The sequence below is a fragment of the Bacillus sp. FSL R5-0709 genome, from assembly GCF_038004785.1.
GTDB lineage: Bacteria > Bacillota > Bacilli > Bacillales > Bacillaceae_G > Bacillus_A > Bacillus_A mycoides.
Genome location: NZ_JBBORT010000001.1, coordinates 4,721,480 through 4,738,362 on the forward strand (window position 1 = coordinate 4,721,480; position 16,883 = coordinate 4,738,362).

The following is a 16,883-nucleotide window of genomic DNA, read 5'->3' on the forward strand; positions in this document are numbered from 1 at the left end:
GAGAAAACCTCCACCTTTTTACTATTTCTTACGATCCGCATAAACCTCCATCGCATCACACATAAACTGCGCTAAACCTTCACCAAACTTATCAATATTTTTCGTAAAACGCTCATCAGCAACATACATTTGACCGAGTCCCTTAAAGGCCTCTAATGAATATTCACCGAAGTTTTGCAAGTAATCGTACCATACCCCGATTGCGGATTGCGCCTCTTTAGAATCAGGTGCTCCATTTCGAAGTGTTGCTAGATTTCTGTAAATATTATTAAACTCCTCCTGTTTCTCTTTAGACATCCCCTTCGCTGTTTTATTCGCTTTATCTACAGCCTCATCTCCCCATCGTTCCCGTGCTTCTTCTTCGTACGGGTTATGACTAAAATCAAATCCTTCAAATTTCTCTTTATTCGTCATATCAATCTCTCCTTTTGTATGCTGAATTGTTTTATTAATCGTCGCTATCACCTTATCTAACCTGGCACGCTTTTCAAGAAGCATTTTCTTATGAAGTTGTAGTGCTTCTTCATGATCAAATGATGGACTCATGATAATTTCTTTAATCTTCTTCAAAGGGAAGCCTAGCTCTTTAAAAAACAAAATTTGCTGCAACGTTTCTAAATTTTCATTGGAATACAGACGATATCCAGACTCTGTCGTCTCATCTGGGGTTAACAACCCAATTTCATCGTAATGATGCAGTGTGCGCACACTAATCCCAACTAAATTAGCTACTTCTTTTACCCTCATTGTCATGCGTATCTCCCCCTTAATACATACGATAAAGTATGACGCAACGTTAGAGTCAATAAAAATTTCATTTTGTTTTTGAAAGATTCATCTCTCCACATTCTCCTACATTTCATGCATAATATATATGTACGTACATTAGAAAGCGGTGAAAGTATGGTTTCAAATACTGTAATTGCCAGCATCATATTTCAACTTGTTGTTTCGGTTCTGGTCCCAATTATTGTACTCGTTTATTTCCGTAAAAAATATAATATTAATTGGAAAGTGGTCGGCGTTGGTGTTCTTATCTTTATTGGATTTACCCAAATTCTCGAAACACCGTTCCACCTATTTATGCGTGGTAATCCAGCAATCGCTCCATTTTTAGAAAATCCGTATGTCTTTGCAATTTATGGCGGACTAACTGCTGGTATTTTTGAAGAATTAGGACGCTTCGTTGCCTTCTTCTTCCTACTAAAAAAATATCTAGAATATAAAGATGGCTTCGCTTATGGAATTGGTCATGGCGGGATTGAATCCATTTTAGTTGGCGGATTCTCTGCATTGCAGACACTTATATTCGCTAATGCTATTAACAATGGTAGCTTCGCTCAAATGGCAGAAAAACTACCACAATTAAATCTTGTAAAGGATATGTTAATAGAACAACCTGCCTATTTATACTTACTCGGTAGCCTAGAAAGAATTATGGCACTCGTGCTGCAAATTGCCTTCACAATGCTTGTCGTATACGCAGTAAAACAAAAGAAATACATTTTCCTTGTTTACGCTATATTATTCCACGCACTTGTAGACTTTTTCGCGGCACTTTACCAAACAAAAATGATTAACATCTTTGTAGCAGAAGGAATTACTCTTCTCTTCGCGATTGGTGGTTTCATTCTTATTCGTAAAATGAAAGCGAAATTAGTAAGTGTGCCAGAGTAAAAAATAACCCACCAGTTGGTGGGTTATTTTTTATATGGATTTTCGTAGTGATGATAACTTTTCCCCCCTTGCAGCTCCCTCTTTGTTTCCGCATCTATAACGATGTACTTATGGAACTCATCTACTTCATCTTGAGAAAAGGAAGCGAAAAAATAAAGTGAAACTTTAATCAGTGGGGGTTTATCCACTGATTATTAGTTGAACCAATCGGGCTTTTACGGGCAGTTGATCTCCCATTTAACTACTTTTCTTTAAAACTGAATTTTGCGGTGGGAGTCTTGCTGCCCGTTAATGCGGGGTAAACTTGGCGATCAGGGTGAATAAAAAAATCTTGAAACACCACGCTACTCCGACAACCCACGGCTGTTTTTTGTCTGAAAGAAAATTCTTCATCGGGCACTTCTTTAAATAAAATCTTTTTCCGAACACTATATGCTGCATTTTTATATTCTTTATACACCTTTTTATCTAACTGTTCGTAAAACACATCCTCACTCACAAATGGCTTATTTTGATTGCTTGGATAGTCTAATTTTTGATTTGATTGTGCATATGTTGTGGACAATTGCGCGAGAAAACAAATACTGAATACAATGCATATCATTTTTTTCATAATTGCACCTCAAATTTTCATTATCCACATTACTTTTCCACATACTTAGATCACTATTCCGTTTCCAATAAAAAGGAATTTTTTCCGCATTTGTCGAAGTATATAGCGTCAACTTGAAAGATGGGGATGAATTATGAAGAAAATTATTGTAATACGACATTGTTCCGCAACTGGACAAAAACGTGATGCCGAATTAACGTTTGCCGGAAAAGATCAAGCTAACACCCTTGCTGCATTCCTCTTAGAAAATCAGCTACAAATAGATCATATTATTTCGAGCCCATTTGTCCGAGCTATCGATTCCATTCGGCCCTATGCGATTCAAGCTAACCTATCTATCGAAGAGGATGAACGATTAGCTGAACGTATATTAAGCAACGTTCCGATGGATGATTGGATGCAAAAACTAGAATCTACTTTTACAAACATAGATATTGCCTTTTCAGGCGGAGAGTCAACAAAACAAGCAACGGACCGTGCTATATCGCTTATCCAAGACGTTTTAAAGTTAAACCATACTACAACACTACTCGTTACACATGGAAACTTACTTACGCTCATTTTAAAGCACTTTGATCGTACGATCGGCTTTAGTGAATGGAGAACTTTAACGAATCCTGATGTTTACGAAATTACAATCGATGAACAAAGTTTCATAAAACGATTATGGGAAGCATCGTCCAAGTAGTATCCCTTTCCAAAACACTCAGTTGACGCCATGAGAAGAGACTGTATTAACAATAGAGAGGGGTATCATTCCATATGTATGAAGATGTACTTTCTTTACTACATAAAACAAATGCTTCTTATGAAAAATTTGAACACGAACCAGTACTTGACTATGAAACAGATCGTATCGTTCGTGAAAGACTTGGTTTGCAAGGCACTCCAAGTAAAAGCTTATTTTTAAAATCAAAATCCGGGGAGCATTACGTATTCTTTACGTTAGAAGGCACTCGCCTCAACCGAGGAGAGATGAAGGAAATAACAGGAGAGAGCTTATCTCTCTGTTCTCCTAATGAGCTAAGAGAAGAGACTGGTTGCACTCCTGGATGTGTAGCTCCTTTCGGTTATTCACAAAATGTAACGATTATTGTGGACAGTTCAATTTATACTTACGATAAAATTTTAATTACACCTGGTGTACCTGAATTTACAATTGAATTATCCACAGAGGAATTAAAAAAGATTTTATCCACATGTCAAAATAAAGTTTTAGAGTATAAGAAAAAAGAGAGCTAATGATTAGCTCTCTTTTTTCATTATTTCGCTTCTGCTGTTTTTTCTTTTGCAGAACGTACTTGCTCGTCCGCATGATAAGAAGAGCGTACAAGTGGACCAGCTTCACAGTGGCTAAATCCTTTGCTAAGTGCAATTTCTTTTAGCTCTGCAAATTCTGCTGGTGGATAATATTTAATAACTGGTAAATGCTTCTTAGATGGTTGTAGGTATTGTCCAAGAGTTAAAATATCCACATTGTTTGCACGTAAGTCATCCATTGCTTCAATTAAATCTTCTCTCGTTTCACCTAAGCCCAGCATAATGCTCGATTTAGTTGGAATATCAGGCTGCATTTCTTTTGCTCGACGTAAAAACTCTAATGAACGGTCATATTTTGCTCTAGCGCGAACTCGGTTAGATAATCGACGTACTGTTTCAATGTTATGGTTCAAAATATCTGGTTTTGCATCCATTAACATTTTTAAGTTTTCTTCTACCCCACCCATATCAGATGGTAATACTTCGATAGACGTGAATGGATTTTCACGACGTACAGCGCGTACTGTTTCAGCAAAAACAGCTGCTCCGCCGTCCTTTAAATCATCACGTGCAACCGCTGTTATAACAACGTGCTTTAAGCCCATTTGTACTACAGAATCTGCTACGCGTTCTGGCTCTTGTAAATCAAGCTCAGTTGGTAAGCCTGTTTTAACCGCACAAAAACGACAAGCACGTGTACAAACCGCACCTAAGATCATAAATGTTGCTGTTTTCCTTACAGCCCAGCATTCATGAATATTCGGACATTTCGCCTCTTCACAAACTGTATGAAGATTCTTAGAACGCATCATTTTCTTTAAGCCTGTATAGTTTTCATTCGTGTTTAACTTAATTTTCAACCATTCGGGCTTGCGCTTATACTCTGTTTGTTTTGTCATGGTTATCAACTCCGCACAATATGAAATAGTTTACCGTGTTCGCTTCTTTCAATGTAACATATCTATTCTAACGTATGAAAGCGATTTGCTCAAATGAAGATTCTAAGATTTTTTCCAATCGTTCCCTATAATGAAATACTCCGTATATCCCACACTAAAAAGAGTGATGTTGTGAAAGGAGTCTATTTCATGCTTCGAAAAATTTCTCTTTTGCTTTCGATTTGCTTTCTTCTCCACCAAAACATCGCTTACGGTGAAGATAATCAGCAAAGCATATATGAAAAGCGCATGGCACTATATAAAGAAACTGAGCAATCTTCCGGTATTCCGTGGTATTACTTAGCCGCAATGGATCAATACGAAAGAAACATACGGAGCGTAAGAAAAAATATTCCGAAAAAACCAGATGCCATCATTTCCCTTTATTTCAAACCTGAAATATGGGCTGGACCTGTTAATAGTAATGATACTCTCCCCCATACAATTTCTCTATTTGGCGGAATGGGTTTAGATGGTGACAAAGATGGATTTGCAAATGCAAATAACGACCGTGATCTTCTGCATACAGCAGCAACTATTTTAAAGAAACAAGGAACGTCGGAAGACCGTATTAACATTATGCTTTGGGAATATTATAGACGTGCAAAAACAGTTGAATTAATTACAGAATACGCCCGAATTTATAAACATTATGGACGCATTAATTTAGAAGGTAATGCTTTCCCTCTCCCGATTCGCAGTGACCATAGCTATCGTAGTACTTTCGGTGCTGGTAGAAGCTTTGGCGGCAGGAGGATTCATGAAGGAACCGATATTTTTGCTGGATATGGCGTACCAGTACGATCAACTTGCTATGGCGTTATTGAAACAAAAGGATGGAATCGCCTTGGTGGATGGCGCATTGGTATTCGTGACCTTCATAATAATTACCACTATTACGCTCATTTAGGCGGGTTCTCTAAAGAAATACACCTCGGACAAATTGTCGAACCAGGAAAAGTAATCGGATTTGTCGGTAGTACCGGCTACGGTCCTCCTGGTACAGCTGGAAAGTTCCCGCCTCACTTACATTTCGGCATGTATAAAGACAATGGCTATACAGAATGGGCTTTCGATCCATACATGCATTTAAGCCTTTGGGAACGAAAAGAACGAGCAAATACAAAAAGATAACCGTAGCAAATTGCTACGGTTATTTTTTATAAATATAAATCAATAGAACACTACTGACTAATTATCCGTTTTCTTTTTATCTGGTACAACAACTCCCCCGCTTCCGTAATAAGTAGGCACTTCACCTTGAACGATGCGCGTTGCAATCGGAATGTTTTGCTTCACTTTAATTTCTTTCGTGCGTAACGGAATCATAACTTGTAACGTCACTTCCACTTCCATAATAATTTTGATCGCTGTATTATTAATTCCTTGCGGCTCAACTAATTGTTTAATATCCGTATTCACATGACCAATTGGCGTAAAATTAATCGGAATATCCGGTCCTATATTACCAAGAAGCGCATTATCAGTTATGCGCCCAAAAGGAACTGACATAGATACCCCATTCTCTTCAAAAATACCAAGTGCTTTCGTATCCCCTTTTTCTACTTGTTGTAAATATTTTTCTATGTATGCAGTAGTCGATGTTAATATTTCATTTACTTGTTTTGTATTTAAATCAATTGTAGATACTTTCCCGTTCCTATCCGTTTGTACTTTCATTAATGAATCTACATCAAACCCTTCATTAATTCGGTCTTTTACCGCTTTCGTCATAACTGCTGTTGCCATTTTATGAGTCTCTGTTTCCCCATACTTAATTAACGTTGGCTGAATACTTTTATTTACAATCCATAAACCTTGAACTACCATTACGATAAAAATAATAAATGAAATAAGCAGTATATACCGAAAGGAAATCGGTCCCCTTCGAAACCGCGAATTTTTCGAACGAAATATGCCCATCAGAAAACCCTCCTTCTTATATTATTTCTATGCAAGAAAGAGGGATGATATATGCTTATCTCATTTTTAATAGTGCATCTTTTCCGATTGTGCCTACCGGAATACCTAAAGCTTCGGCTCCAGTCGTTACTGATTCCAGCGGTGCTTCAAGAAGTTGTTCAATCGTTCTTACACCAACCGCACGGCCAGCAATAATTCCTCGATCACCTAACTTCTCATTTAGAAGACCTACATCTAAAGCACCGCACATAATATATCCTTTATCGCTCATTACAGCTAGCAAATTTGTCTTTGGAAGTTTTACGCTAACAGCAATGAACGTATAGTTATCAATTATAATTGGCTCTACATTAACCATAGTTCACACTCCTCTCTTTCTTATCTTTATGACAAGAGAAAAATGAGTGTTACAAGTTAACTAGCCTATAGTTTGACTGAAGATGTATAAGTTATCAACATGTCTGTTAGTACATCTCTAAGCAATTCCGGCATATAATATTGTTTGTCCGAAAGTGTGGATAGCTCTGGGTATAAGTATCCGAATGTAAACATATCAATCGTTCCTACCGTATATATCCGGTCTAATTCCAGCGATTCGCCGTTAATCAATACATCTTCTAGTAAAATTTTATTCCCTGGAATCGTATCTGGAATCACTTCCAAACCATCGTAAATCATTTTCCCCATTACTTTTCCACGAAATCCGAATCCTTTCACCTCAAGGTTCTCCATATTCGGACGACGCGCTTTCAAAATAACTTCTCGTAACGTTTTTCCTGGCACTTTTAATAAACATGGATTAATTGGATGTGGACAAATTCTGTGAATATCTCCGCGCGTCACAACACCTTCATTTAATCCCTCAAGAAGTACACCAGCATTCACCATCCCAACATCCGCATTACACCACTCTTTAAGTGCACTTGCCAACATATGAGAAAACGTCGTCTCCTTAAACCAATCAACCGGCAATGATTCTTTTAAATGAACGACAGGCTCAGCCATTATCTGTTTACTTTCTTCCTTTAGCATTTCAATTGTGGATAACGGCTCGCTATAAGCACCTAACCGTTCTGTCTTAATCGCTCTACCGTCTTTTTTCAACAGTCTCTTCGTCTCTTTATCCACAGTAAGCTGAACGTGACCAACGTAATGTCCCCACTTTTCACAACAGCAAAGCAAAGTATTATCCACAAGAACACCGCGCTCAAATAAATGATGCGTATGTGCCCCTAAAATAACATCTATATCATAATGCTCCGCCATATACTCATCCATACTTTTTCCAAGATGAGAAAGCACAACAGTAATATGAGCTGTATCCTTAACTTCTTCTAAAATAGACTCTAAATGGATGATTGGATCTTCAATATGCCAATCTAACATATGATAAAACTCTGGATAAGCTACCGTTAATCCAATAAAGGCAATCGTAATCCCATCTGTCGTTGTATGTAATTTATAAGGCTGCGCCCACGCTGGACGTACACCTTCTTTTTCAAATAAATTCGCTACGAGCACCTCAAACCCAGCATCATCATATAGACGATTCAAATGCTCTTTCGCCAATGTAATTCCTTCATTATTTCCGATCGTTACATAATCATATAACGCCTCATTTAATAATTTTGTATTCCCAAGTCCATTTGTCGCTTCCGAAATACTATGAAAACGATCCACATGATCGCCAATATCCACAGTTAAAACAGTCTCTCCCGCTTCCTGTCTTCTCCTTTTCTCCCCTTGTACAAACCGAGAAATTTGTGGCCAATTTTCAAAATGACTATGTATATCGTTTGTATGATAAAGGTGGATGATTGTTTCTTTATTTATATTCAGAGAAAAAACCTCCTCTCAGTTCCTTACTGCCATTTACGCTATACGTACGCAATAATCCTGTAAATACTTTTCGTCTTTTCTTGCTATTCTACATTGTACTCGCATTATAAGAAAAAGCCAAAGATTGCCCTTTTAATATGGAAAACTTTATATTACTTTTTCTAGTCTGTTGATTAGTTTGAGGGGGATTCTTTTTGTAGTCGGTGTTGGGGACCTATTTGTCAGGAAGTTTGTTGGACGGATTGGCGAAGAGCTTTTTGCTGCCTACTAGATGGAGTATTACCCTACACATATACCTTGTAATACGACATATGTCGTGTTACAATCTCATCATAAGGTGGTGAACCATAAAATGGATAAAGAGATATTAAAAGGAAGTATTGATATTTTACTTCTCTCCATCATTAAACAGCACGATACGTACGGATATGAAATTATTCAAAAGCTAAAAGAAAACAGCAATGATTTATACACGATGAGCCAAGGTACACTCTACCCAGCACTCAAACGCTTGGAACAAAAGGATTTCATCAATTCATACTGGGGTGAATCTGAAACTGGTATGAAACGAAAATTTTATCGCATTACTACGAGCGGGAAGAAAATTTTAGAAGAAAAACTAACAGCATGGGATTCAGTTACAACTCTTATTAAAACTTGTCAGAAAGGAGCTTTAAATTAATGACGATTGAAGAATACATAAAGAGTATCGTTCAAAAAACAAGCCTATCGCAATCTGATAGAGACGAACTATACTTTGAAATTTATGATCATCTTACAAGCTTAAAGCAAGAATTTCTCAATCAAGGAAAATCAGAAGAAGAAGCTACTACATTAGCCATCCAAAATTTTGGAGAAGCCTCTACTTTAGGAACTGAAATTGAAAAAGCGATGCAATCTTCCACGCAAAAATATGTACAGTGGATTGGCTGGGGATTATTTTTACCGTATTCTTTTGTTTTATTATTTAAACTGTTGCTCGGAAGGCCAGCCGTTTACTTTGATAGTCTGAAGTACTTCTTTGAAACAGGCGACTGGCACTTTATACACGGCGGATTAATAAACTTAGTTCCGCTCAAAAGTACAATCCGCTATTTAAATGGATTCGATCTAACACATCTACTAGATCCTTATAATATAGACATCGTACTTATGAATACATTAGGAAACGTCATCATATTCATCCCATTCGGATTCCTTCTACCTTTATTATTTAAACAAATAAACAATGTAAAAATGGCATCCAAAATTTTTATTAAGTTTATTTTATTAATCGAATCGTTACAACTCCTTACTTTTAGTGGTATTTTCGATATCGATGACATCATACTGAATATGCTAGGTGCTTTAATTGGATATGGTTCTTTCGTTGGGATGAAACATATTTGGGAGCGTATTAAATCTGTGGATAAGGTGGATACGATTTAGGTTCGGGGTATATACCCATCTCAGCTTATAGAACATAAAAAAGCGCCCTGCACAGCAGGGCGCTTTCACTTTTAAATATTAACCAATAGAACCTTCCATCTCAAACTTGATTAGACGGTTCATTTCAACTGCGTATTCCATTGGAAGTTCGCGAGTGAATGGCTCGATGAAGCCCATTACGATCATTTCTGTAGCTTCTTGCTCAGAAATACCGCGGCTCATTAGGTAGAATAATTGTTCTTCTGATACTTTAGATACTTTCGCTTCGTGCTCAAGTGAAACGTAATCGTTTTTGATTTCGTTGTAAGGAATTGTATCAGATGTAGATTGGTTATCCATGATTAACGTGTCACACTCGATGTTAGAGCGAGAGTTTTTCGCTTTTGGTCCGAATTGTACGATACCACGGTAAGTTACTTTACCACCATGCTTCGCAATCGATTTAGAAACGATTGTTGAAGACGTGTTTGGTGCTAAGTGAATCATTTTCGCACCAGCATCTTGGTGTTGGCCTTTACCAGCAATCGCGATAGATAATGTTAAACCACGAGCGCCTTCGCCTTTTAAGATAACTGCTGGGTATTTCATCGTTAATTTAGATCCGATGTTACCGTCAATCCATTCCATCGTTGCGTTTTCTTCACAAACCGCACGTTTTGTAACTAGGTTGTATACGTTGTTCGCCCAGTTTTGGATTGTTGTATAACGGCAATATGCATCTTTCTTAATGATGATTTCTACTACCGCACTATGAAGTGAGTTAGTCGTGTAAACAGGTGCTGTACAACCTTCTACGTAGTGTACGTGTGCGCCTTCGTCTACGATGATAAGCGTACGCTCGAATTGTCCCATATTTTCAGAGTTAATACGGAAATACGCTTGAAGTGGTGTATCAACTTTAATACCTTTTGGAACGTAGATGAATGATCCACCAGACCAAACTGCAGAGTTTAATGCAGAGAATTTGTTGTCTGTTGGTGGGATTACTTTTCCGAAATGCTCACGGAAAATATCTTCGTTCTCTTTTAATGCGCTATCTGTATCTTTGAAGACGACTCCTAGATCTTCTAGGTCTTCTTTCATGTTGTGGTATACAACTTCAGATTCGTACTGTGCAGATACACCAGCTAAATATTTTTGCTCAGCTTCAGGAATACCTAATTTATCAAATGTCGCTTTAATTTCCTCAGGTACTTCATCCCAAGACTTCTCAGATTTCTCAGATGGTTTTACGTAGTACGTAATTTCATCGAAATCTAAGTCGTTTAAGTCGCCGCCCCATTGTGGCATTGGCATTTCATAGAACTTATCCAGTGATTTTAAACGGAAGTCTAACATCCACTGTGGTTCTTCTTTCATACGTGAAATCTCTTCAACGATTTCTTTTGTTAAACCGCGTCCAGCACGGAAAATCGAAACGTCTTTATCCTTGAAACCATATTTATAATCGCCGATATCTGGCAGTTGCTTCGCCATGTTGGTGTGTCCCTCCTTATATAACCTCGTTTTTAGGAACCTTTAACATTACTTATCTTCGTTTAAGCCCTTTTCTAACGCTTTCCACGCTAATGTTGCACATTTAATACGTGCCGGGAACTTGCATACGCCTTGTAATGCTTCAATATCTCCTAAATCAATGCTGTCATCATACTCTTTTCCTAGCATCATGTCAGAGAAAATTTTAGAAAGCTTAAGGGCCTCTTCAATTTTCTTTCCTTTTACTGCTTGTGTCATCATTGAAGCTGAAGACATTGAAATTGAACATCCTTCGCCTTCAAACTTCGCTTCTTGTACAATACCCTCTTCTACTTTCATCGTAAGTTGAATACGATCGCCGCAAGTTGGATTGTTCAAGTTAACGGTAACACTATCTTCTAACACGCCATGGTTACGAGGATTTTTATAATGATCCATAATAACTTGACGATATAACGTATCTAAATTATTAAATGACATTTGTGAAATACTCCTTTGTCTTGATTAGTGATTCAACAAATGTATCAATTTCTTCTTTTGTATTATATAAATAGAAGCTCGCACGTGCTGTAGAAGAAGCTTTTAGCCACTTCATAAGCGGTTGTGCACAGTGATGTCCTGCGCGAACCGCAATGCCTTCTACATCTAATACAGTTGCTACATCGTGAGGATGTACGTCTTCAATATTAAATGTAACTAGACCAGCGCGATGCTTTGGACCATAAATTGTAACGCCATCTACTTCTGATAGTCTCTCTAAAGCGTATTGCGCTAATTCATGTTCATGCTTTTCAATATTATGAAGACCGATTTCTTCTAGGAAATCAATTGCCGCACCAAGTCCGATTGCATTACCGATAATCGGTGTACCTGCTTCGAACTTCCACGGAAGCTCTTTCCAAGTAGACTCTTGTAAGTCTACGAAATCAATCATTTCACCACCAAATTCAATTGGTTCCATATTGTTTAGCAATTCTTTCTTACCATATAATACGCCGACACCTGTTGGTCCGCACATCTTATGAGCAGATAATGCGTAGAAATCACAGTTTAAATCTTGTACATCCACTTTCATATGAGGTGCACTTTGTGCTCCATCAACGATCATGATTGCACCGTTTTCATGTGCGATTGCTCCGATTTCTTTTACAGGGTTAATCGTTCCAAGTACGTTAGAAACGTGCATGATAGAAACGATTTTTGTATTCGGTGTAACTGTTTGACGAACATCTTCTAAAGAAATTGTACCGTCTAGTTGAAGCGGAAGGTATTTTAAAGTTGCACCAGTTTTCTTCGCAACTTGTTGCCACGGAATGATGTTACTATGGTGCTCCATGTAAGAGATGACGATTTCATCGCCTTCTTTTACATTATCAAGACCATAGCTAGCTGCTACTGTATTTAATGCAGTTGTCGTTCCGCGCGTGAAAATAATCTCTTCCATTGATTTCGCATTAATAAACTTGCGAACTTTCTCACGTGCACCTTCATACGCATCCGTAGCTTTCGTACCGAGCGTATGAACACCGCGATGCACGTTAGAATTATATTCTTTATAATAACGTTCTAACGTTTCAATGACTTGAATTGGTTTTTGAGAAGTTGCTGCACTATCGAAATAAACAAGTTGTTTGCCGTTCACTTTTTGATCAAGAATTGGAAACTGTTTGCGTATTTCATGAATATTCATTAGCGAACTTTCCTTTCAATTACCTCAACAAGCTGTGCCTTTACTCCTTCAATTGGAAGCTCATTTACTACAGGTGCTAAGAATCCATGGATGACTAAACGTTCTGCTTCGCGTTTTGGAATCCCACGGCTCATCAAGTAGTATAATTGGTATGGATCTACGCGGCCTACTGAAGCTGCGTGACCTGCCATTACATCATCTTCGTCGATTAAAAGAATTGGGTTTGCATCACCGCGAGCTTTCTCATCTAACATAAGAACGCGAGAAGATTGTTGTGCATTTGATTTAGATGCACCGTGTTCAATCTTACCAATTCCGTTAAAGATAGATGTTGCACTATCTTTTTGTACACCGTGTTTTAAAATCCAACCTTCAGAGTGTTTACCGAAGTGAACAACTTTAGTTGTAAAGTTTTGTGTTTGGTTACCACGACCAATTGTTACTGTTTTTGTATCAGCATATGATCCGTCGCCCATTAAGTTCGTAACGTTCTCTGAGATTGTATTTCCGTCATTCATAAGGCCTAAAGCCCAATCAATGCGGCCGTCGCGTCCAACAATTCCACGGCGGTTAACGTAAGTTGTTACGTCTTTTGCTAATAGATCAACCGCACCGAATTTCACTTGTGCGCCTTGTTCCACGATTACTTCTGCTACGATATTTGCAATACCTTTAGCATTTTCATTTGCAACGTAGTTTTCTACATATGTTACAGTACTGTTCGCATCAGCTACGAATAATACGTGGTTATATACGTTAGCTTCTTCGCCGTCTACTAAGAATACAGCTTGAAGTGGGGTTTCAAGAACAACGTTTTTCGGAACATATACGAATGCACCGCCGTTGATTAATGCAGCATGAAGTGCAGTTAGACGATGCTCGTCTACTTTCACGCCGTCTTTCATTAAGTACTTTTGTACTAATTCAGCATGCTCTGTTGCAGCTGTTACGATGTCTGTAAAAATAACACCTTTTTCTTTTGCTTCGTCTGCTAAAGAAACGAAAGCAGTTGTACCAGTACGTTGTACTAATACGCTGTTATTTTCATCGATTAAGTTTTTCACTGCTTCTGGAAGCTCTGTTAAAGAACTTACAGGCTCTTGCTTAGCAGCGTCGCCTTTTCCGATAAAGTCCCATTTTTCAATTTTCGTTTTATCAGGCGTTGGCATTGGAAGTTCAGTTGCTTGTGCAAGAGCTTGTAAGCGGAACTCAGTCAACCAAGCAGCTTCGTTTACTTCGCTTGCGCGCTGACGGATTGTTTCTTGATCGAAAGGTAATGTACCGATTGTCATGTTTATGCTCCTCTCTTACGCTTCTTGCTCTGCTGTTTCGTCTTCAATACCTAATTCTTTTTTAATCCAGTCGTAACCTTCAGCTTCTAGACGTTGTGCAAGCTCAGGGCCACCAGATTTAACGATACGACCGTTCATCATAACGTGAACGAAGTCTGGAGTGATGTAGTTTAATAAACGTTGGTAATGCGTAATCATTAGGCAGCCGAACTCTTCGCCGCGCATTTGGTTAATACCTTTAGATACAACTTTTAATGCATCGATATCAAGACCTGAGTCGATTTCATCTAAGATTGCGATTTTTGGCTCAATCATCATTAATTGAAGAATTTCGTTACGTTTTTTCTCTCCACCAGAGAAACCTTCGTTTAAGTAACGTTGTGCCATTTCTGGATCCATTTCTAGGAATTCCATGTTTTTATCTAAAGTACGGATAAATTTCATAAGAGAAATTTCATCGCCTTCTTCACGACGTGCATTAATTGCAGAACGTAAGAAGTCCGCGTTTGTTACTCCGCTAATTTCACTTGGATATTGCATTGCTAAGAATAGACCTGCTAGCGCACGCTCATCTACTTCCATTTCTAATACATCTTCACCGTCGATGATGATGCTACCTTCTGTTACTTCATACTTTGGGTGACCCATAATCGCAGAAGATAAAGTTGATTTACCTGTTCCGTTAGGTCCCATAATTGCGTGGATTTCTCCACCTTTTACTTCAAGGTTTACACCTTTTAAAATTTCTTTGCCATCGATTGATACGTGTAAGTCTTTAACCGTTAATGTAGAACCAGCCATCTCAATACCTCCATTAATCCTCTATATACATTTTAAAAATTACTAAAACGTTCATATTCTCATTTTATTCTCATTCTAATCTTATATCAAATAAAATGATATCGCAAACACTAAGAAAATGTAACAATTTTTTCACAAATGTATATAAGTATTTCCTTTACATCCTCTTATGATACACCTTTCTTCTTATATATATAAAGAAAAAAGGACTGGGTTATTCCCAGTCCTTCCCAGCACCTATTCATTTACTGGAAGTACAGCACCTTTATATTCTTTATTGATAAAGTCTTGAATTTCTTTTGAATGCAATACGTCTACTAACTCTTTAATTTCTTTTTTCTTCTCGTCACCTTTACGAACTGCGATAATATTTGCATAAGGAGAGTCTGACCCTTCAATTGCAATTGCATCCTTTGTTGGATTTAATTTCGCATCAATTGCGTAGTTTGAATTAATAAATAAAGCATCACCTTCATTGTTTTCGTACAGCTTCGGTGAAAGTCCAGGTTCTACATCTGTTTTAAACTTTAAATTTTTCGGATTTTCTACAACATCTTTTACTGTTGCTTTAACAACATCTACACCGTCTTTTAATTTAATAGCGCCGCCTTTTTGTAACAATGCGAGCATACGGCCACGCTCCGCTACGTTATTACTCATAATAACTGTTCCGCCATCTGGAAGTTCTTTTAAGCTTTTATATTTCTTAGAATAAATGCCCATTGGCTCTAAATGAATTTTTCCTGCATTTACAATTTTGTATCCTTTTTCTTGAATCTCTTTATCTAAATAAGGGATATGTTGAAAATAATTTGCATCGATTTCTTTATCAGCTAATGCCTTATTTGGTAAAACATAATCCTGGAATTTTTTTATCTCTAACTTAATGCCCTTTTTCTCTAATATTGGCTGTGCCTTTTCTAAAATAACAGCGTGCGGTATATTAGAAGCGCCAACGACAAGCTTATTCTCATCTTTCCCCCCGCAAGCAGCTAATGTAAATACAGACAGTGCTGTAACAACTGACAATAGAATCTTTTTCATATGATGTCCCCTTTTCTCCCCTATATTTATGTAGTAAAAAAAGGACCGGCATACACCAGCCCTTTTTCCGCAATTATTCTTTTACAGGAACAACTGCCCCTTTATATTCTTTAGTAATAAAGTCTTCAATTTCTTTAGAATGCAGTACTTCTATAAGAGCTTTAATCTCTTTTTTATCTTTATCGCCTTTACGAACAGCTACTACGTTTGCGTATGGAGAATCATTTCCTTCAATTGCAATCGCGTCTTTTTCTGGGTTTAATTTCGCATCAATTGCATAGTTAGAATTAATTAGAACCGCATCGCCTTCTTTATTGTTATACACTTGTGGCAATAAACCAGGCTCGATATCTGTTTTGAACTTTAAGTTTTTCGGATTATCCGCAATATCTTTTGGAGTTGCTTTAACTGGCTCTACTCCGTCTTTAATTTTTAAAATGCCTTCTTTTTGTAAAATTGCTAAACCACGACCATGATCAGTAACAGAATTACTCATAATAATTGTCGCCCCGTTTGGAAGTTCTTTTAAGCTCTTATATTTTTGAGAATACACACCAATCGGTTCTAAATGAATTTTTCCTGCTATTTCAAAATCATATTTCTTATCTTTAATCTCTTTTTCTAAATACGGAATGTGCTGGAAGTAGTTTGCATCTAATTCCTTATCCGCTAACGATTTATTTGGTAATACGTAGTCTTGGAATTTTTTAATTTCTAGCTCAATTCCTTTTTTCTCAAGTAACGGTTTTGCCTTTTCTAAAATTTCAGCGTGCGGTACGTTAGAAGCACCAACAACAAGTTTCTTTTCATCTTTATCTTTCCCACCACAAGCAGCTAACCCAAAAATTGAAGTTGAAATAAGTGCTGTAAGTAATAATTTTTTCATTTGAAATATCCCCCTG

The 16,883-nt window shown here is 37.5% G+C and carries 18 protein-coding genes and 1 pseudogene; 6 read left to right on the forward strand and 13 right to left on the reverse strand.

What is annotated here, in order from left to right; all coding sequences use genetic code 11:
- Positions 1-21: 21 nt before the first annotated feature.
- Positions 22-753, reverse strand: a complete 732-nt coding sequence (locus tag MKX37_RS24405) for a MerR family transcriptional regulator (protein WP_002143625.1) — start codon at positions 751-753, stop codon at positions 22-24.
- 108 nt (positions 754-861) lie between these two features.
- Here MKX37_RS24405 and MKX37_RS24410 point away from each other — a divergent pair, with 108 nt between their 5' ends.
- Positions 862-1,677, forward strand: a complete 816-nt coding sequence (locus tag MKX37_RS24410; RefSeq protein WP_002184736.1) for a YhfC family intramembrane metalloprotease — start codon at positions 862-864, stop codon at positions 1,675-1,677.
- Positions 1,678-1,978: 301 nt separating this feature from the next.
- On the opposite strand, the pseudogene MKX37_RS24415 reads toward MKX37_RS24410, so the two are convergent.
- A pseudogene (locus MKX37_RS24415) lies at positions 1,979-2,290 on the reverse strand (hypothetical protein); the annotation flags it as partial.
- Positions 2,291-2,423: 133 nt separating this feature from the next.
- Here MKX37_RS24415 and MKX37_RS24420 point away from each other — a divergent pair.
- Complete coding sequence (locus MKX37_RS24420; protein WP_002184735.1) at positions 2,424-2,978, forward strand: histidine phosphatase family protein; 555 nt, start codon at positions 2,424-2,426, stop codon at positions 2,976-2,978.
- A gap of 74 nt (positions 2,979-3,052) precedes the next feature.
- The gene (locus tag MKX37_RS24425) at positions 3,053-3,532 is read left to right on the forward strand and encodes a YbaK/EbsC family protein (RefSeq protein WP_002184734.1); all 480 of its coding nucleotides are present in this window, start codon (positions 3,053-3,055) and stop codon (positions 3,530-3,532) included.
- A 20-nt stretch (positions 3,533-3,552) separates the two neighbouring features.
- Here the strand turns inward: MKX37_RS24425 and lipA are convergent, their stop codons facing one another.
- Positions 3,553-4,449 carry a lipoyl synthase gene (lipA, locus tag MKX37_RS24430; protein WP_002034580.1) on the reverse strand — a complete coding sequence of 299 codons (897 nt, stop codon included), beginning with the start codon at positions 4,447-4,449 and terminating at the stop codon, positions 3,553-3,555.
- A gap of 189 nt (positions 4,450-4,638) precedes the next feature.
- Between lipA and MKX37_RS24435 the strand changes: the two genes are divergently transcribed.
- On the forward strand, positions 4,639-5,622 hold the full coding sequence (locus tag MKX37_RS24435) for a M23 family metallopeptidase (RefSeq protein WP_078422100.1): 984 nt from the start codon (positions 4,639-4,641) through the stop codon (positions 5,620-5,622).
- 57 nt (positions 5,623-5,679) lie between these two features.
- Here MKX37_RS24435 and yunB read toward each other — a convergent pair whose 3' ends face one another.
- The 3 genes from yunB to MKX37_RS24450 all read right to left on the reverse strand — a co-directional run bounded on the left by yunB (position 5,680) and on the right by MKX37_RS24450 (position 8,250).
- A complete protein-coding gene (gene yunB / locus MKX37_RS24440) occupies positions 5,680-6,411 on the reverse strand; it encodes a sporulation protein YunB (protein WP_002129745.1) in 732 nt (243 codons plus the stop codon).
- A gap of 55 nt (positions 6,412-6,466) precedes the next feature.
- Entirely contained in the window at positions 6,467-6,769 is a 303-nt protein-coding gene (locus MKX37_RS24445) for a YunC family protein (protein ID WP_002015926.1), read from the reverse strand.
- Positions 6,770-6,834: 65 nt separating this feature from the next.
- Positions 6,835-8,250 (reverse strand): bifunctional metallophosphatase/5'-nucleotidase, encoded by a 1,416-nt coding sequence (locus MKX37_RS24450; protein ID WP_206764595.1) that lies wholly within the window; start codon positions 8,248-8,250, stop codon positions 6,835-6,837.
- A 352-nt stretch (positions 8,251-8,602) separates the two neighbouring features.
- On the opposite strand from MKX37_RS24450, the gene MKX37_RS24455 reads away from it, so the two are divergent.
- Positions 8,603-8,932, forward strand: coding sequence for a PadR family transcriptional regulator (locus MKX37_RS24455; protein ID WP_078177962.1), 330 nt, complete (start codon positions 8,603-8,605; stop codon positions 8,930-8,932).
- A complete protein-coding gene (locus tag MKX37_RS24460; protein ID WP_078422099.1) occupies positions 8,932-9,678 on the forward strand; it encodes a VanZ family protein in 747 nt (248 codons plus the stop codon). Before MKX37_RS24455 ends, MKX37_RS24460 begins: the two co-directional genes overlap by 1 nt.
- Before the next feature lie 78 nt (positions 9,679-9,756).
- Here the strand turns inward: MKX37_RS24460 and sufB are convergent, their stop codons facing one another.
- From sufB to metQ (MKX37_RS24495), 7 genes are all read right to left on the reverse strand, one after another.
- A complete protein-coding gene (sufB, locus tag MKX37_RS24465; RefSeq protein WP_002015928.1) occupies positions 9,757-11,154 on the reverse strand; it encodes a Fe-S cluster assembly protein SufB in 1,398 nt (465 codons plus the stop codon).
- 48 nt (positions 11,155-11,202) lie between these two features.
- A complete protein-coding gene (sufU, locus tag MKX37_RS24470; RefSeq protein WP_002089369.1) occupies positions 11,203-11,634 on the reverse strand; it encodes a Fe-S cluster assembly sulfur transfer protein SufU in 432 nt (143 codons plus the stop codon).
- Positions 11,624-12,844, reverse strand: a complete 1,221-nt coding sequence (gene sufS / locus MKX37_RS24475) for a cysteine desulfurase SufS (protein WP_002015930.1) — start codon at positions 12,842-12,844, stop codon at positions 11,624-11,626. Before sufS ends, sufU begins: the two co-directional genes overlap by 11 nt.
- Positions 12,844-14,136: a Fe-S cluster assembly protein SufD gene (gene sufD / locus MKX37_RS24480; protein WP_002129751.1), complete on the reverse strand. Its 1,293-nt coding sequence runs from the start codon at positions 14,134-14,136 to the stop codon at positions 12,844-12,846. Before sufD ends, sufS begins: the two co-directional genes overlap by 1 nt.
- Before the next feature lie 15 nt (positions 14,137-14,151).
- Positions 14,152-14,937 carry a Fe-S cluster assembly ATPase SufC gene (sufC, locus tag MKX37_RS24485; protein WP_002034576.1) on the reverse strand — a complete coding sequence of 262 codons (786 nt, stop codon included), beginning with the start codon at positions 14,935-14,937 and terminating at the stop codon, positions 14,152-14,154.
- Positions 14,938-15,174: 237 nt separating this feature from the next.
- Positions 15,175-15,981, reverse strand: a complete 807-nt coding sequence (gene metQ / locus MKX37_RS24490) for a methionine ABC transporter substrate-binding lipoprotein MetQ (protein ID WP_003192184.1) — start codon at positions 15,979-15,981, stop codon at positions 15,175-15,177.
- Between the two features lie 73 nt (positions 15,982-16,054).
- On the reverse strand, positions 16,055-16,867 hold the full coding sequence (metQ, locus tag MKX37_RS24495; RefSeq protein WP_002015935.1) for a methionine ABC transporter substrate-binding lipoprotein MetQ: 813 nt from the start codon (positions 16,865-16,867) through the stop codon (positions 16,055-16,057).
- Positions 16,868-16,883 lie beyond the last annotated feature (16 nt).

What these genes read in the sequence shown, in the direction of transcription:
- metQ (WP_002015935.1), bottom strand. Translation starts at nt 16,867, where the DNA reads ATGAAAAAATTATTACTTACAGCACTTATTTCAACTTCAATTTTTGGG.
- MKX37_RS24425 (WP_002184734.1), top strand. Translation starts at nt 3,053, where the DNA reads ATGTATGAAGATGTACTTTCTTTACTACATAAAACAAATGCTTCTTAT.
- sufB (WP_002015928.1), bottom strand. Translation starts at nt 11,154, where the DNA reads ATGGCGAAGCAACTGCCAGATATCGGCGATTATAAATATGGTTTCAAG.
- sufU (WP_002089369.1), bottom strand. Translation starts at nt 11,634, where the DNA reads ATGTCATTTAATAATTTAGATACGTTATATCGTCAAGTTATTATGGAT.
- MKX37_RS24455 (WP_078177962.1), top strand. Translation starts at nt 8,603, where the DNA reads ATGGATAAAGAGATATTAAAAGGAAGTATTGATATTTTACTTCTCTCC.
- MKX37_RS24410 (WP_002184736.1), top strand. Translation starts at nt 862, where the DNA reads ATGCATAATATATATGTACGTACATTAGAAAGCGGTGAAAGTATGGTT.
- lipA (WP_002034580.1), bottom strand. Translation starts at nt 4,449, where the DNA reads ATGACAAAACAAACAGAGTATAAGCGCAAGCCCGAATGGTTGAAAATT.
- sufS (WP_002015930.1), bottom strand. Translation starts at nt 12,844, where the DNA reads ATGAATATTCATGAAATACGCAAACAGTTTCCAATTCTTGATCAAAAA.
- sufC (WP_002034576.1), bottom strand. Translation starts at nt 14,937, where the DNA reads ATGGCTGGTTCTACATTAACGGTTAAAGACTTACACGTATCAATCGAT.
- MKX37_RS24445 (WP_002015926.1), bottom strand. Translation starts at nt 6,769, where the DNA reads ATGGTTAATGTAGAGCCAATTATAATTGATAACTATACGTTCATTGCT.
- MKX37_RS24435 (WP_078422100.1), top strand. Translation starts at nt 4,639, where the DNA reads ATGCTTCGAAAAATTTCTCTTTTGCTTTCGATTTGCTTTCTTCTCCAC.
- MKX37_RS24460 (WP_078422099.1), top strand. Translation starts at nt 8,932, where the DNA reads ATGACGATTGAAGAATACATAAAGAGTATCGTTCAAAAAACAAGCCTA.
- metQ (WP_003192184.1), bottom strand. Translation starts at nt 15,981, where the DNA reads ATGAAAAAGATTCTATTGTCAGTTGTTACAGCACTGTCTGTATTTACA.
- yunB (WP_002129745.1), bottom strand. Translation starts at nt 6,411, where the DNA reads ATGGGCATATTTCGTTCGAAAAATTCGCGGTTTCGAAGGGGACCGATT.
- MKX37_RS24420 (WP_002184735.1), top strand. Translation starts at nt 2,424, where the DNA reads ATGAAGAAAATTATTGTAATACGACATTGTTCCGCAACTGGACAAAAA.
- MKX37_RS24405 (WP_002143625.1), bottom strand. Translation starts at nt 753, where the DNA reads ATGACAATGAGGGTAAAAGAAGTAGCTAATTTAGTTGGGATTAGTGTG.
- sufD (WP_002129751.1), bottom strand. Translation starts at nt 14,136, where the DNA reads ATGACAATCGGTACATTACCTTTCGATCAAGAAACAATCCGTCAGCGC.